Raw genomic sequence first — 14,878 nt, 5'->3', positions numbered from 1 at the left:
TCCGAGGAACGAGACGACAGGGAGCAGCAGCCCGGTGAGGGCGATGACCTTGCGATACGTGTGCAGGGCTCCGGACATCAGGCGAAGCCAACGCGGCAGACGGGTGCGGACGCATGGGCCGAAGGCACAGAAGCCGCGTATCGGGGTACGTACGTTCGCATGACACCCACTGCGACCTACCGGCTGCAGCTCCAGCCGGACTTCCCCTTCCGTGCCGCCGAGCGTGCCGTGCCGTACCTGGCCTCGCTCGGGGTGTCGCATCTGCATCTGTCGCCGGTCCTGGAGTCGGTGCCGGGGTCGACGCACGGCTATGACGTCGTCGACCACGCGCGCGTACGCGATGAGCTCGGCGGTGAGGAGGGGCTGCGGCGGCTCTCCCGCACCGCCCGGGCGGCCGGGCTCGGCCTGGTGCTCGACATCGTCCCGAACCACATGGCGGCGGCGCCGCGCCACAACCGGCAGCTGTGGGAGGTGCTGCGCGAGGGCCCCGACTCGCCGTACGCCCCATGGTTCGACATCGACTGGGCGGCGGGCGGCGGCAAGGTGCTGCTGCCGGTCCTCGCCGGGCCGGTCGGGGGCGAGCTGGACCGGTTGGCGATGGACCGGGAAAAGGGGGTACTGACGTACGGAGAGGCGCACGAGTTCCCCTTGCGCGCCGGTACGGAGGAGCTGCCCCTGCACGAGCTGCTGGACGCCCAGTGGTACCGGCTCGGCTGGTGGCGCCTGGCCCGCACCGAGCTCAACTACCGTCGCTTCTTCACCATTTCGGAGCTCATCGGCGTCCGGGTGGAGGACGAGGACGTCTTCGCCGCCACCCACGCCAAGGTGCTGGAGCTGGTCCGGGACGGGGTGGTGGACGGGCTCCGGGTGGACCACCCGGACGGGCTGGCCGATCCCGAAACGTATCTGCGGCGACTGAACACGGCGACCGGAGGCGCCTGGACGGTGGTGGAGAAGATCCTCGCCCGCCCCGAGCCGCTGCCGTCCGGGTGGACGGTCGCCGGGACGACCGGCTACGACGCGCTCCGCCGGATCGACGGTCTCTTCACCGATCCGGCCGGTCATCGGGAACTTCTGAGCCACTACCAGGAGTTCACGGGCCAGGACGGCAACCGGGGCGGGCACTGGGAGCCGACCGCCCGCCGTGCCGCGTACGAGGTGGTCACGCATGACCTGGCCGCCGAAGTGGACCGCCTGACGCGCGCGGCGGCCCGGCTGTGCACCCGCGACCCGGGACTGCGCGACCACGCGCCGTGGGCACTGCGCCTCGCCCTGTGCGAGCTGCTGGTTCGGATGCCGGTCTACCGACCGTACCGGACCGGCGCGCAGGAGGTGCTGACCCAGGAGATGGTGCGCCGGGCGCGGGAGGCTTTCGCGGTACCGGAGGAGGCCGCGGCGGTCGACGCCGTACGGGATCTGGTGCTCGGGCGGTGCGGGGTCGGGGCCGACACCGACGACTTCGAACTGCGCTCCTTCCAGGCACGTTTCGCGCAGACGTCATCGGCTCTGCGTGCAAAGTCCCTGGAAGACACGGCGTTTTATCGATACGTAGCCCTCCTGTCCGCCAACGAGGTGGGCGGCGACCCCGGGCAACCATCCGTGTCCCCCGACGAGTTCCACACCTACTGCACCCGCATTGCCCGCGACTGGCCGACGACCGGGACCGTGCTGTCCACGCACGACACCAAGCGCAGTGCGGACGTACGGGCGCGGATCGCCGTACTGTCCGAGTGCCCGGGGCAGTGGAGGGCCCTGCTCGATCAGCTCTCCGGGCCGCCCTCGCCCGATCCGCAGCCGCCCTCGCCCGATCCGCAGCTGGCCTGGACCGCCTGGCAGACGGCGGTCGGCCTCGGCGGCACCGGCCTCACCGAGGAGCGGCTGGGCGGCGCCCTGCTCAAGGCCGCGCGCGAGGCGGGGCTGCGTACGAGCTGGACCGAGCAGGATCCGGTGTACGAGCGGGCGCTGACCGACTTCGCCGCGTCCGGCACCGCCGGGGCTCTCGCGGCGCAGATCGCGGAGTTCTCCCGCGGCCTGGCGTCGGCCACGCGCGCGAACGTGCTGGGGGCCGCGCTGGTGCATCTGACGATGCCGGGCGTGCCGGATGTGTACCAGGGATCGGAGTCGGAGTGCCTGACGCTGGTAGACCCGGACAACCGACGCCCGGTGTACTTCCCGGAGACCGGCCTGGACTCGCCCCTGGACGAGAAGGGCGAGGTATCCGTGGCGGCTCTCCGGCTGAGGCGGGAACTTCCGGAGGTGTTCGGAGAGTTGAGTACGTACGAGCCGCTGATCGCCACCGGGCCGGCCGCCGACCACTGCCTCGCGTTCTGCCGTTCCGGCGAGGTGGTGACAGCGGTGACCCGGCTCTCCCTGCGGCTGGCCGAGTCGGGCGGCTGGGGCCCGACGGAGCTGGCGCTGCCGGAGGGAGTGTGGGCCGACGTCCTGAGGACCGACCACTCCGGACAGTCCCACCGCTCCAGCCGCTCCAGCCAGTCCGGCCGGGAGTTCAGGGGGGCGGTGAAGCTGCGCGATCTGTTCGCCGACCGTCCGGTCGCGCTGCTCAGGCGGGTCGTACGAGAAGGTTCCGCGGGGCCCGGGTGAGCAGCCCGGTCTCGGTGGGCCGGAAGCCCTCGGCCCACCGGAGCTTCGGCATGGCCTCGCACAGCGCCCGCACCGCGCACTCCGCCTGGAGTTCGGCCACGCGCGCGGACGGGCAGTCCGGGGGACCGAAAGCGAGCTGGGCCGGAGCGGTCCGGCGGGGGTCGAACCGGTCCGGGGCGGCGAACCGATCGGGGTCCCGGCTCGCGGCCCCGACCAGCAGGGCGACCGCGGCGCCCGCGGGGATGGTGCCGTCGGCTATGCGGGTGTCCCCGCACGCCCGCCTCAGCACGACATGGACGGGCGGGTTCCGCCGCAGGGACTCGCCCCACGCGGCCGTGAGGGCGCCCGGCGCGTCCCGCACGGCTGCCCACTCATCCGGACGATCAAGGAGGTTGGCGAGAAAGGAGGAAAGCGCCTTGCCGATCAGGGCGGACCGATCGGCGCAGAGCACGGCCAGCGACGCGGCCGGGCCCGCACGCCGGCCCCCGGCCCGGTTGCCGCGTGCCAGCTCCGCGCACGACAGCCCCAGTGCGGTGGCGGCGGTCCCCACGGGCAGCCAGTGGCAGAACTCCTCGGCCAAGTCCGCCACTTCGCGCTGCGCCAGCCGCCGCGCGAGCACGAAGGCAGTCCGCTCGGACACCTCGCGCAGAACCCCGAACGCCTCGTCGTCCACCTCGCGGCGGGGCCCCTCGCACCACACCTCACCGGGTCGGCAGCACGGCCCACGCCGCGGCCGGACCAGCCCGGGGTCGCCCAGCGCGGCCGCGACATCCCCGTACCGGCTGACCAGCCACGCCCCGAGCCGGTCGTCCCACACGAGGGGGTACGACTCGCGCAGTGTGCGATAGAAGCCGTACCGGTCGCTCACCGCTTCGGGGCCGAGGAGGGAGGGGGCAGCGGGCGCGCCGGGCGCAGGGGCACCTGCGCGGGACGCAGGGCCCGCTGGGACAACCGAGTGGGGCCCGGGGCCGCCAAGGGCAGCCGCACGGGACGCGGGATCCGACAGGCCGACCGCGTCCGGCGCGAGGTCCACCGGGCGAACCACGTCAGGCCCGGAACCCGCCGGCACCGTGTCGGACCCGAGGGCCACCGGCACAACCGCGTCGCGCACGAGGTCCACCGCCCCAACCACGTCAGACGCAGGGTCCGCCGGCACAACCGCCGCAGCCCCACTCGCGGCGCCCCGGCCCGTCGGCGCGGCCGGAGGCGGCGTCGGCGGTATCGGTGCGCCCGGGTCGACCGGCATGAGGTGTCCTCCCCGGTCGGCGCCCGGGTGGGCGCGGTTGTTCTCAGCGGACCACCGGCGCCTCGCAGTCGCGATCGGCGTTCGGCCGTACGGGTGACACGCCCTTGCCCCCGTACGGCGCGGACCTGCGCAGCAGCTCGGCGAAGGCGGCCGCCGCACCGGTCAGCTCCACGCGGGAGAAGACCGCGAGGGCCCGCTTCCACGGCGGGTCGACGGGCAGCACCACGCAGTCCTCACCGATCCCGCCCCGGACCACGTGGGACGGGGCGGCGACAACACCGACCCCGGCCGCGGCCATCCGTACCGCCGTGGAGGTGTGCTCGGTGCGCAGGGCGGTGCGGGGCGCGAAGCCCGCTCTGCCGCAGACCAGGTCGAGGAACGGCACCCCGTCGACCGACGGCTCCATCGCACACCGCACCCAGTTGTGGTCCGCCAGCTCTTCCAGCCGCACGCTCGACCGCCCGGCAAGCGGGTCGTCGAAGGGGACGATGAGGGCGATCTCCTCGTCCCCGACCTCGACCACCGGCCCGTCCCAGCGGCGCGGCCGGGGTCCCACGGCAAGGTCGGCCGTGCCGCGTTCGAGCTCTTCCTCCAGCGCCTCGGTGGAGGCGTACTCGTGCAGGACGAGGCCGACGCCCGGGTGCTCACGGCGCCAGCGGGCGAAGACGTCGGGGAGGACTCCCACGGCCACCGAGTGCACGGCCGCGATGTGCAGTTCGCCGCCCTGTGCCCCGGCCGAGGCGCGAGCCGCCCGCTGGGCGCGTGCGGCGCTGCGCACAGCGAGCTGGGCATGGGGCAGGAAGGCGCGGCCCATGGGGGTGAGCCGCACCCCGCGCGGCAGCCGTTCGAGCAGATCGCCGCCGACGGACCTCTCCAGCGCCTTGATCTGGTGGGAGAGCGCGGGCTGGGTGACGTGCAGCAGCTCGGCCGCGCGTGTGAAGGAGGACTCCTCGACGACCGCGACGAAGTACTCCATCTGCCGAAGACTCACTCCGACCCCACTTCTCCCATTAGCGTTTTCCCATAAGCATTGTGCATCGACCCCACAAGAACATTGCCTTGGACTCATGACAAGGTCCGGACGGAGGCTGGACCCATGACCCAGAACTCCGCAACCCCCGTGCACCACACGTCAGATGCGAACCGCGTGCCCGATGTGATCGTGATCGGCGGCGGCACCGGTGGCTACTCCACCGCGCTGCGCGCCGCCGCCCTCGGCCTGACAGTCGTCCTGGCCGAGCGCGACAAGGTCGGCGGCACCTGCCTGCACCGCGGCTGCATCCCGAGCAAGGCGATGCTGCACGCAGCCGAGCTCGTCGACGGCATCGCCGAGGCCCGCGAGCGGTGGGGCGTGAAGGCCACGCTCGACTCGGTGGACTGGCCCGCCCTGGTCGCCACCCGCGACGACATCGTCTCCCGCAACCACAAGGGCGTGGAGGGCCACCTCTCGCACGCCCGGGTCATGGTGGTCCGGGGCAGCGCGCGGCTGACCGGATCCCGGACCGTACACGTGGAGGGGCACGGCGAGTTCACCGCCCGGCGCGGCATCGTCCTCGCCACGGGCTCCCGCCCCCGGATGCTGCCCGGTCTGGAGGCCGACGGACGGCGTGTGGTCACCAGCGACGACGCGCTCTTCGCTCCTGGCCTTCCGCAGTCCGTCCTGGTTCTCGGCGGCGGCGCGATCGGTGTCGAGTACGCCTCGTTCCACCGCTCGATGGGCTCCGATGTCACCCTGGTCGAGGCCGCCGACCGGCTCGTGCCGCTCGAAGACGCCGATGTGAGCCGCCACTTGACCCGTGGCCTGAAGAAGCGCGGCATCGACGTCCAGACCGGCGCCCGCTTCCTGAGTGCGGGGATCCTGGAGAACGGCGTACGAGCGACCTTGCGCACCGCGCGCGGCGAGACCCGTACCGTCGAGGCCGAGCGGCTGCTGGTCGCCGTGGGCCGAGCCCCGGTGACCGACGGGCTCGGCCTGGCCGCGGCCGGACTGGCCACGGACGAGCGCGGGTTCGTGGCCCCCGCCGACTGGACCCGGCTCGAAACCGCCGTTCCCGGCATCCATGTCGTCGGTGATCTGCTGCCCCCTCCTTCCCTCGGCCTGGCCCACGCCTCGTTCGCCGAGGGCCTCCTGGTGGCCGAGACCCTCGCCGGTCTGGCACCACCGCCGGTCGACTACGCGGCGGTGCCCCGTGTCACGTACTCCTCTCCGCAGACCGCGTCGGTGGGTCTGACCGAGGCGGACGCCCGCAACCGCGGACACGATGTCGTCGTCAACTCGATGCCCCTGACGGCCGTCGCCAAGGGGATGGTGCACGGCCAGAGCGGTGTGGTGAAGGTCGTGGCCGAGCGCGATGGGCAGGTCCTCGGCGTCCATCTCGTGGGCCCCCATGTCTCCGAGATGATCGCCGAGTCCCAGCTGATCGTCGGCTGGGACGCCGAACCGTCCGATGTGGCCCGCCACATCCACGCCCACCCGACCCTGTCGGAAGCGGTCGGCGAGACGTTCCTGACCCTCGCGGGACGCGGCCTCCACCAGCAGTGACGGCCGTACGCGAAGCTACTCGGAGACCTCGTCCCGGCCGACGGGAAGCGAGTAGCGCAGCTTCTCGCGGCCGGTCGCGCCCATTCGCTCGTAGAACCGCCGCGCCCCTTCGTTCCAGACCGGCGTCTGCCACTGCACCTGGTCCATCCCGAGCTCCCGGGCCTCGGCGGCCACCGCGTCGACCAGCAGGGCGCCGAGGCCGAGGCCCCGGTGGCCGTCGCGGAGGTAGAGGCAGTCCATGTGCAGGTACTCGCGCGCCTGCCAGGTGGAGAGCTCGGGTGCGCAGCTCGCGTATCCCACGACCTCGCCGCCCGGTATCTCGGCGACGAAGCAGCGCAACCGGGGCCTGTCCTGGCCGAAGAGCAGGGCTCCGAGCCGCTCCGCGAGATCGGGCGCGGGCGGCGCGGCCTTCTCGTACACCGCGTGCTCCGCGGCGAGTTCGGCCAGGCGCGGCAGGTCGGAGGGGCGGGCGGGCCTCACACGGGGCTGCTGGTCGTCGTTCATACCGCCATGATGAGGGGCACCACTGACAACGGCCCCGGCGACGGCGTTCGCCCAGCTCAGCGCGGTGTGAGCCAGTGCGTTGCCCGGTGAGTCAGTGCCCTGCAAATCAGTGCGTCGCGAGCCGGAAGCTCATCCGCCCGAAGCTCACCTGGTCGCCGTCGTTGACGACCACCGCCCCGGTCACCCGGCGCCCGTTGACGCTCGTGCCGTTCGTGGAGCCGAGGTCGCGCAGCACCCACACGCCGGACTGGTGGCTCAGCTCGGCGTGCACCCGGGAGACCGTCTCGTGGCTGAGCCGCAGCCCGTTGTGCGGATCGCGGCCGATCCGCAGCGGGTAGGGGCCGGGCACGGGGAACAGCAGCTTCGGCAGCCGCTCGGACTGCCACGCCCGGCGCATCGCGACGCTGAACCCGGACACCCGGCTCACCGCCCCGTACAGCGCCCGCGACCAGCGGCCCTGTGTGTCCAGGTCGGCGGTGAGCGCGGCCAGTTCGTCGGAGCGGCGCGCGGACAGGGCAAGTTCCATCCGGCGCATGAACGTGTCGTGCGACAGCTTTCCCTGCGCGGCGCCCTCTCTGAGCACGTCGAGCACACGGTCGCGCTCGTCGTCCGACAGCCGGGCGGGAGCGGGATACGTGGAGAACTGGAAGGACGACGTCACAACAGAGATTGTCGGGCCGACGGCCTCGGTGTGTCCAGCAGGGCCGGACTTTGCCTCAGTTCCCCGTCCCGCCCCCTCTGACCTGCGCAGAAAACCCCTTGCCGAGCCGCCGCGCACGATTGTTAGGGTCTGGCGACCGTGTACAGCCCATGAGGGGAGCCCCTTGACGACATCCCCGTCGGACATCACCTTCCGTCCGCTCGCCGGGCCCGAGGAACTCGGGCTCTTCCAGCAGCTCTCCTACGTACTCGACCACGAGATCGAGGGCGATCTGGCCACCGGGCGCCGTCTGCCCGCATGGATGTGGGTGGCGCTGCACGGGGACCGGGTGCTGGCCCGCCTCTCCTGGTGGACACCGCCGGACCACGAAGTCCCGCAGCTGAAACGTCTCTCCGGGCTCAGCCGACGGCGCGCTGGGCCCGGATCACGTCCCGGTACCACCGGTAGGAGGCCTTGGGGGTGCGCCGCAGCGTCGGGTAGTCGACGTGAACCAGGCCGAAGCGCTGTGCGGCGCCCTCGATCCACTCGATGTTGTCGGTGAGGGACCACACGAAGTAGCCGCGTACGTCCACGCCTTCGGCCATGGCGCGGTGCAGGGCGCGCAGATGCCCGTCCAGGTAGCGGATGCGGCCGGCATCCTCTATGCCGTCGTAGGAGCAGCCGTTCTCGGTGATGTACACGGGCGGCAGCCGGTCGCCGTAGCGTGCCTTCAGTTGGACGAGCATCTCGCGCAGGCCGTCCGGGACGACCGGCCAGCCGAAGGCGGTGGTCTCGTACCCCTCGATCTCCCTGATCCCGAAGGGCAGTTCGGCGGGCATCTCGAACCCGGCAAAGGACTCGACGGCCTCGGGCGCGGGCGCGCCCACGCGCGTGGGGTTGTAGTAGTTCACCCCGTACCAGTCGAGCGGGGCCGAGATGACGGCGAGGTCGTCCGCGACCGGGCCCGGCATCAGGGCGGCGAAGTTCTCGTCGGGGTAGCGGCCGGTGAGGACGGGGTCCGCGAACAGCCAGTTGCTGATGGTGTCGTAGAGGTCCGCGCCGAAACGGTCCTCCTCGCTCTCGCCCGCGGGCCACACGGGGGTGTGCGAGACCGCGAGGCCTATGCTCCGGGCGCCCGCCGCGCGCAGCGCCCCGACGGCCAGGCCGTGGGCAAGCAGCTGGTGGTGGGCGGCCGGGAGGGCGTCGAAGAGGAGCTTCTCGCCGGGGGCGTGCTCACCGAGCGCGTAGCCGAGCAGCGTCACCTCGGCCGGCTCGTTGACGGTGATCCACATGGGGACGCGGTCGGCGAGCCTTTCGGCCACTACGCGCGCGTAGTCGGCGAACCGGTAGGCGGTGTCACGCTGGAGCCAGCCGCCCGCCTCCTCCAGCTCCAGCGGCGTGTCCCAGTGGTAGAGGGTCGGCGCCGGGGTGATGCCGTGAGCGCACAGCTCGTCGACGAGCCGGTCGTAGAAGTCGAGACCCGCCATGTTGACCGGGCCACTGCCGCCCGGGACGACACGCGGCCAGCTGACGGAGAAGCGGAAGGCTCCGGCGCCGAGCCCGGCGAGCAGGGCGACGTCCTCGCGGTAGCGCTCGTGGAAGCCGGTGCCACGGGCGGCGTCGGCGCCGTCCTTGATGCGGCCGGGCTCGGCGGCGAAGGCGTCCCAGCCGGAGGGGCCCTTGCCCTCGGCTGCGGCGGCCCCCTCGGTCTGGAAGGCTGAGGCGGAGGCTCCCCAGAGGAAGCCGTGCGGGAACGGCGGCAGGGTCATGGATCCGGACCTTAATGGCGAGTAACCACAACCTCCAGACCTTGATCCCGCCTTCCGCGGACGATGGATGCCCTCTTGCACGGTTTGACGGTACGCGGGCAACGGGAGGTATCAAGAATGTTGTTCGAGGTGTGGGCGCCGCGGGCGGACCGGGTCGCGCTCCAGCTGGAGGGCACGACCCACGACATGGAGCCGCACCCGGTGCGGACCGGATGGTGGCTGACCGAGGCCGGGGCCCGGGACGGCGACCGCTACGGGTACGTCGTGGACGGGGGCCGTCCGCTGCCGGACCCGCGCTCGCGCCGCCAGCCGGACGGGCCCGACGGCCTCAGCGCCTTCGTCGACCACGACGACTTCCCCTGGCAGCACCCCTGGGAGGGCCGCCCACTGTCCGGCGCGGTCCTCTACGAGCTGCACATCGGCACCTACACCGAAGAGGGCACCTTCGACGCCGCGGCCGCCCGCCTCGCCCATTTGGCCGAACTGGGGGTGACGCATGTCGAGCTGATGCCGGTGTGCCCGTTCCCGGGGCGGCACGGCTGGGGGTACGACGGCGTGGCACCGTGGGCCGTGCACGAGCCGTACGGCGGTCCCGAAGGGCTGAAACGATTTGTCGACGCGGCGCACGACCACGGCCTCGGAGTCGTCCTCGACGTCGTCCACAACCACCTCGGCCCCTCCGGCAACATCCTCCCCGCCTTCGGCCCGTACTTCACCGACACCCACCACACACCGTGGGGCGCCGCCGTCAACCTGGACGCCCCGGGATCCGACGAGGTGCGCGCGTACCTCCTGGAGAGCGCACTGGCCTGGCTGCGCGACTACCGGCTCGACGGGCTGCGCCTGGACGCCGTGCACGCGCTGTTCGACACGCGCGCGTTGCCGTTCCTCGAAGAGCTCTCCACCGCAGTCGACGTGCTCTCCGTCCAGCTGGGGCGCCCGCTCTTCCTGGTCGCCGAGTCCGACCGGTGCGACCCGCGCACCACCGCCCCGCGCGCGCAGAACGGCCTCGGGCTGCACGCCCAGTGGAACGACGACTTCCACCATGCCCTGCACACCGCGCTGACGGGCGAGTCCCAGGGCTACTACGCCGACTTCGCGCGCGCCCCGCTCGCCGCCCTGGCCAAGACCCTCACCCGGGTCTTCTTCCACGACGGCACCTACTCGACCTTCCGCGGCCGCACCCACGGACGACGCGTCGACCGCACGAAGACTCCCGCACACCGCTTCCTGGGCTACGCCCAGACCCATGACCAGATCGGCAACAGGGCGCTGGGAGACCGCCTCTCGGCGACGCTCTCCCCCGGCCTGACCGCCTGCGCCGCCGCGCTGGTGCTGACCGGCCCGTACACGCCGATGCTCTTCATGGGCGAGGAGTGGGGCGCCCGCACGCCCTGGCAGTACTTCACCGACCACCCCGATCCCGAGCTCGCCGAAGCCGTACGGGTGGGCAGGCGGCGGGAGTTCGCGGCGCACGGCTGGGCCGAGGAGGACATCCCCGACCCGCAGGACCCCGCCACCCGGGCGCGCTCCTGTCTGGACTGGGACGAGCCGGGAAAGGAGCACCACGCGCGCGTGCTCGCCTGGTACCGCCTGCTGATCGCGCTCCGCCGCACCCGCCCCGACCTCACCGACCCGGACATCGCCGCGGTCAAGGTCGTCCACGACGAGGAGGCGCGCTGGCTCACCTTCCGGCGCGGCGACCTCAGGACCGTGGTCAACCTCGGCAAGGAGCCCGCGCTGATCCCCCTGGGCCGCAACAACTGCCAGGTGCTGGCCGCCTGGGAGCCGGTGCAACCACCGCGCCCGGACGGGGAGTTCAGATTGCCGCCCGAGTCGTGCGCGGTCCTCGGCCCGCCGAGCGTCTGACCGGCCGGCTCACCGATTCGTCGGCTAGTCGACGAGCGCCATCTCGCGCGCGGTGTTGTTGAAGCTGCGCCAGCCGTCCTCGGTGACCGTCACGATGTCCTCGATCCGTACGCCGAACCGGCCCGGCAGATAGATCCCCGGCTCCACGGAGAAGCACATGCCGGGCACCAGCGGCTGCTCCTCACCCTCGATCATGTAGGGCGGCTCATGGGTGGTGACACCGATGCCGTGGCCGGTGCGGTGGATGAAGTACTCGCCGTATCCGGCCTCTTCGATCACCGCGCGCGCGGCCCGGTCGACGTCCTGGCAGGCCACCCCTGGCTTCACGGCCTCGCGCCCGGCCCGCTGGGCCTCCCGTACGACGTCGTGGACGCGCTGCTCCTCGGCGCCGGGCTCGCCGACGTGGACGGTACGGGTGGTGTCCGAGCCGTAGCCGTGCTTGAGGCCACCGAAGTCGAGGACGACCATGTCACCGCGCCCGATGGTCCGCTCGGCCGCCTCGTGGTGCGGGTTGGCGCCGTTGGGGCCGGACCCGACGACCGTGAAGTCCACCTGCGAATGGCCGAACTCGATGAGCAGCGCGGCCAGATCGGCCGCCACGTCCGTCTCCTTGCGCCCGGCGAACCGGACCTTGAGGATCTCTCCGTACGCCTCGTCCGCCGCCGCTCCGGCCGCCTCCAGGCGCGCCAGCTCGTGCGCGTCCTTGACCGCCCGCAGCATCGGGAGCGCCTCTGTGAGGGCCGCGTAGGAGGTTCCGGGGAGCTTCTGCTGCAGTCCGAGCAGATGCATCGCCCAGGCGTTGTCGCTCACGCCGAACCGGCCGTCCACGTCCAGCAGGGGCGCGGTCACTCCGTACGGGTCGGTGCCGTCGGTCCAGTCCCGCAAGGTGAGAGCCGCGGCCCCGACGGCGCGCTCGGCGTCCGGCGCCTCCAGCTTCGGTACGACGAGGACCGGCTCCTGCCCGGCCGCCAGCACCAGCATCGTCAACCGCTCGGTGGTCGCGGTCGGCTGATACCCAGTCAGATAGACCAGGTCGGGTCCGGGCGCGACCAGAACCCCGGCAAGTCCCGCGTCGGCGGCGGACTCGGCGGCGCGGACCATCCTGGCCCGGTAGTCGTCGGCGGTGAAGGGCGCGGGAACAGGTGTCATAGGCATGGGCCCCATCCTGCCCGTACGCCGCAGGGCACGCGATCGGGACGGCGAACGGGGCTGCGGCCCGGACGCCGTCAGGCGCCCTCCTGGCTGTCGCCCACCAGTCGTTCGATGAGCTCCTGGAAGTCGTCGCCGACGACGATCCGCAGGCCGTCGCCCTCGTCCTCGCGGTCGCTGAGCTGGGTGAGCGTGCCGTCACGCCACCAGTAGACGAACGGGCTGATGGCGCCCGGTGTGTCCTCGAAGCCGGCCGCGGCGAAGGACGCCATGGCGTTGAGCGCCGGGATCACGCCGGAGTCGCGGATCACATGGAACGCGAGCTGGTGCCGGAACGGCATGGCGACCAGGGCGCCGTCCGGTGTCAGTTCGCGCCCGGTGAGCTGCGGCACCAGGAGGTCCAGGGCGAGCACCCGGCTGGCCGTGTAGAACGAGTCCCCGACGACCACTTCGAACCGCATGCCGTCCTCGCCCTTGACGCTCTCGTGCGACTCGACGGGCAGCTGCTTGAGGTTGCGCAGGGCCTGGGCGCGCAGTTCGGGAAGGCGGCCGAGGGGTTCCAGCGCCTCGTCGGTGAGCATCATGACGCTCTCCGGCAGATCCAGGGCCAGGATCTCGTACAAGCCCGGTGCGACACCGCGCGCGTAGCTGAAGGTCTGCGGGTCGAGCCCCGCCTCGCTGATCACCCGGGGGTAGAGCTGGGCGCGGATCTGCTCGGGCGGCAGGGTGTCGAGTGCGGAGGGGCCGTCCATGGTGCGCAGCACCATTCCGACGTGGCGACGAATCAGTTCCGGCCACACACGGGGGCCCCGGCGGTCGTTGTGACAGACCGCCGCGAGGTTCGCGAGGCCGAACCGGCGGTCGCCGCTGTCCTTCACGGAGTCCGCGTAGAGGGTCACCTCCAGGCCCTGCTCGGCGAACGCCTCGCGCACCTGGGCACGGAACCGCGAGCCCTCGTCGGCCGAGAAATAGCCGAACTCCGCGTCCCGGGGCGCATCGCTCCGGTCACGCTTCGGCCCCCGTCGGAATATCCCCACGTCAGCTGCCTTCCGTCACACGGGTCACACGGTAGCCCCGCGGTAGATCCCTACGCCGTTCCCACGCCCGGTGAAGGCCGAGCCTACCCAGCCCCCATCTGACTGACGACAAGATCCGCACGGTCCCGGCCACCTGCCACCACGCGCGCGTTGGCCTCGTCGGACTCCCTGACCCACCGTTCGGCGTACGGGCGGGCCTTCCCGTACCGCACGTGCCGCTCGACGAGCCTGCGCACCCGTTCCGCGCCGTCGATCTCCAGGAACCAGACCTCGTCGAGCAGCGACCTGACCGGCGCCCAGCCGTCCTGATCGTGCAGGAGGTAGTTCCCCTCGGTGACGACGAGCGGAACGGCGGGACCGACCGGGATGCTTCCGGCGACCGGCTCCTCGATCGACCGGTCGAAGGCCGGCGCGTACACCACAGCGCCGGGCTCGGGTGTCCGCAGCCGGGTGAGCAACGCGGCGTATCCGGCGGCGTCGAAGGTGTCGGGGGCGCCCTTGCGGTCGGCGCGCCCGAGGCGGACGAGTTCGGCCTGGGCGAGGTGGAAGCCGTCCATCGGGACGAGCACGGCCTGCCCGCCGAGCCGCTCCACCAGCCGCCCGGCCAGCGTGGACTTCCCGGCGCCGGGCGCCCCGGCGATACCGAGCACGCGCCGACGGCCGGGGGCGGCGAGCAGCCGGGCGCGCTGGACGAGACGATTCAGCACAGCGCTCTCCGTAGCGATCTCCATGCCGGGCATTGTCCCGTGGCGGCTTGGCGCCCTGGCAGTCATACGTATAACCTCATGCCATGTCCCATATCGCCCTGATCACGCTCGTCGTCCGCGACTACGACGAGGCCATCGCCTTCTACACCGAGGCCCTCGGCTTCGAACTGGCCGAGGACACCGACCGCGGGGACGGCTCCCGCTGGGTGGTGGTCCGCCCGCGCGGCACCGGCACCGCGTCGCTGCTGCTGGCCCGCGCCAAGAACGAGGCCGAGCGCGCCAGCATCGGCGCCCAGACCGGCGGCCGCGTCGGCTTCTTCCTGTACACCGAGGACTTCGCGGCCGACCACACCCGGATGACCGCGGCCGGCGTCCGGTTCCTGGAGGAGCCGCGCCACGAGGTGTACGGATCAGTCGCGGTCTTCCAGGACCTTTACGGCAACCGCTGGGACCTGCTCCAGCCCGCGTGAACGTCGGCATTTGGCGCCTGATGTGGTGCCGGTAAACGCAGAAAAGCCCCGTACCGGATCCCGGTACGGGGCTTTTCTCAAAATTTGTTCGGCGGTGTCCTACTCTCCCACAGGGTCCCCCCTGCAGTACCATCGGCGCTGAAAGGCTTAGCTTCCGGGTTCGGAATGTAACCGGGCGTTTCCCTAACGCTATGACCACCGAAACACTATGAAATTAACGATGCTGGTGTTTACACAGCCGTTCGTTATTTCAGAACTAACACAGTGGACGCGAGCAACTGAGGACAAGCCCTCGGCCTATTAGTACCAGTCAGCTCCACCCCTTACGAGGCTTCCACATCTGG

The 14,878-nt window shown here is 71.9% G+C and carries 12 protein-coding genes and 1 rRNA gene; 4 read left to right on the top strand and 9 right to left on the bottom strand.

The genetic code is table 11. The annotated features are described in order from the left end of the window. Positions 1-159 precede the first annotated feature (159 nt). Positions 160-2,601: a malto-oligosyltrehalose synthase gene (gene treY, locus ACZ499_RS06470; protein ID WP_468672896.1), complete on the top strand. Its 2,442-nt coding sequence runs from the start codon at positions 160-162 to the stop codon at positions 2,599-2,601. Here treY and ACZ499_RS06465 read toward each other — a convergent pair. Next, positions 2,561-3,469 (bottom strand): cytochrome P450, encoded by a 909-nt coding sequence (locus tag ACZ499_RS06465; RefSeq protein ID WP_468672893.1) that lies wholly within the window; start codon positions 3,467-3,469, stop codon positions 2,561-2,563. The genes treY and ACZ499_RS06465 overlap by 41 nt on opposite strands. A 421-nt stretch (positions 3,470-3,890) precedes the next feature. Beyond that, entirely contained in the window at positions 3,891-4,823 is a 933-nt protein-coding gene (locus ACZ499_RS06460) for a LysR family transcriptional regulator (protein WP_468673316.1), read from the bottom strand. 120 nt (positions 4,824-4,943) lie between these two features. On the opposite strand from ACZ499_RS06460, the gene lpdA reads away from it, so the two are divergent. After that, a complete protein-coding gene (lpdA, locus tag ACZ499_RS06455) occupies positions 4,944-6,389 on the top strand; it encodes a dihydrolipoyl dehydrogenase (RefSeq protein WP_468672891.1) in 1,446 nt (481 codons plus the stop codon). Positions 6,390-6,404: 15 nt separating this feature from the next. On the opposite strand, the gene ACZ499_RS06450 is transcribed toward lpdA, so the two are convergent. The 3 genes from ACZ499_RS06450 to ACZ499_RS06440 form a co-directional block, all read right to left on the bottom strand. After that, positions 6,405-6,893 carry a GNAT family N-acetyltransferase gene (locus ACZ499_RS06450; protein WP_468672889.1) on the bottom strand — a complete coding sequence of 163 codons (489 nt, stop codon included), beginning with the start codon at positions 6,891-6,893 and terminating at the stop codon, positions 6,405-6,407. Positions 6,894-6,999: 106 nt separating this feature from the next. After that, positions 7,000-7,554: an FHA domain-containing protein gene (locus ACZ499_RS06445; protein WP_371655300.1), complete on the bottom strand. Its 555-nt coding sequence runs from the start codon at positions 7,552-7,554 to the stop codon at positions 7,000-7,002. A 398-nt stretch (positions 7,555-7,952) separates the two neighbouring features. Then, complete coding sequence (locus tag ACZ499_RS06440) at positions 7,953-9,302, bottom strand: GH1 family beta-glucosidase (protein ID WP_468672886.1); 1,350 nt, start codon at positions 9,300-9,302, stop codon at positions 7,953-7,955. Between the two features lie 117 nt (positions 9,303-9,419). On the opposite strand from ACZ499_RS06440, the gene treZ reads away from it, so the two are divergent. Next, positions 9,420-11,171: a malto-oligosyltrehalose trehalohydrolase gene (treZ, locus tag ACZ499_RS06435; protein WP_468672884.1), complete on the top strand. Its 1,752-nt coding sequence runs from the start codon at positions 9,420-9,422 to the stop codon at positions 11,169-11,171. Between the two features lie 24 nt (positions 11,172-11,195). Here treZ and ACZ499_RS06430 read toward each other — a convergent pair whose 3' ends face one another. The 3 genes from ACZ499_RS06430 to ACZ499_RS06420 form a co-directional block, all read right to left on the bottom strand. Beyond that, positions 11,196-12,326, bottom strand: coding sequence for an aminopeptidase P family protein (locus ACZ499_RS06430; protein WP_468672882.1), 1,131 nt, complete (start codon positions 12,324-12,326; stop codon positions 11,196-11,198). Positions 12,327-12,397: 71 nt separating this feature from the next. Next, positions 12,398-13,357 carry a DUF1444 domain-containing protein gene (locus ACZ499_RS06425; protein ID WP_468672880.1) on the bottom strand — a complete coding sequence of 320 codons (960 nt, stop codon included), beginning with the start codon at positions 13,355-13,357 and terminating at the stop codon, positions 12,398-12,400. A gap of 83 nt (positions 13,358-13,440) precedes the next feature. Continuing rightward, positions 13,441-14,088, bottom strand: coding sequence for a nucleoside/nucleotide kinase family protein (locus ACZ499_RS06420; protein WP_468672878.1), 648 nt, complete (start codon positions 14,086-14,088; stop codon positions 13,441-13,443). 59 nt (positions 14,089-14,147) lie between these two features. Between ACZ499_RS06420 and ACZ499_RS06415 the strand changes: the two genes are divergently transcribed. After that, complete coding sequence (locus tag ACZ499_RS06415; RefSeq protein WP_468672876.1) at positions 14,148-14,534, top strand: VOC family protein; 387 nt, start codon at positions 14,148-14,150, stop codon at positions 14,532-14,534. Between the two features lie 86 nt (positions 14,535-14,620). On the opposite strand, the gene rrf is transcribed toward ACZ499_RS06415, so the two are convergent. Continuing rightward, positions 14,621-14,737 (bottom strand): 5S ribosomal RNA (gene rrf, locus ACZ499_RS06410). Between the last annotated feature and the right edge of the window lie 141 nt (positions 14,738-14,878).

It is taken from the genome of Streptomyces sp. NPDC031265 (assembly GCF_055570295.1).
Note: the sequence above shows the minus strand (reverse complement) of the source record. Positions and strands in the feature narration are given on the sequence as shown.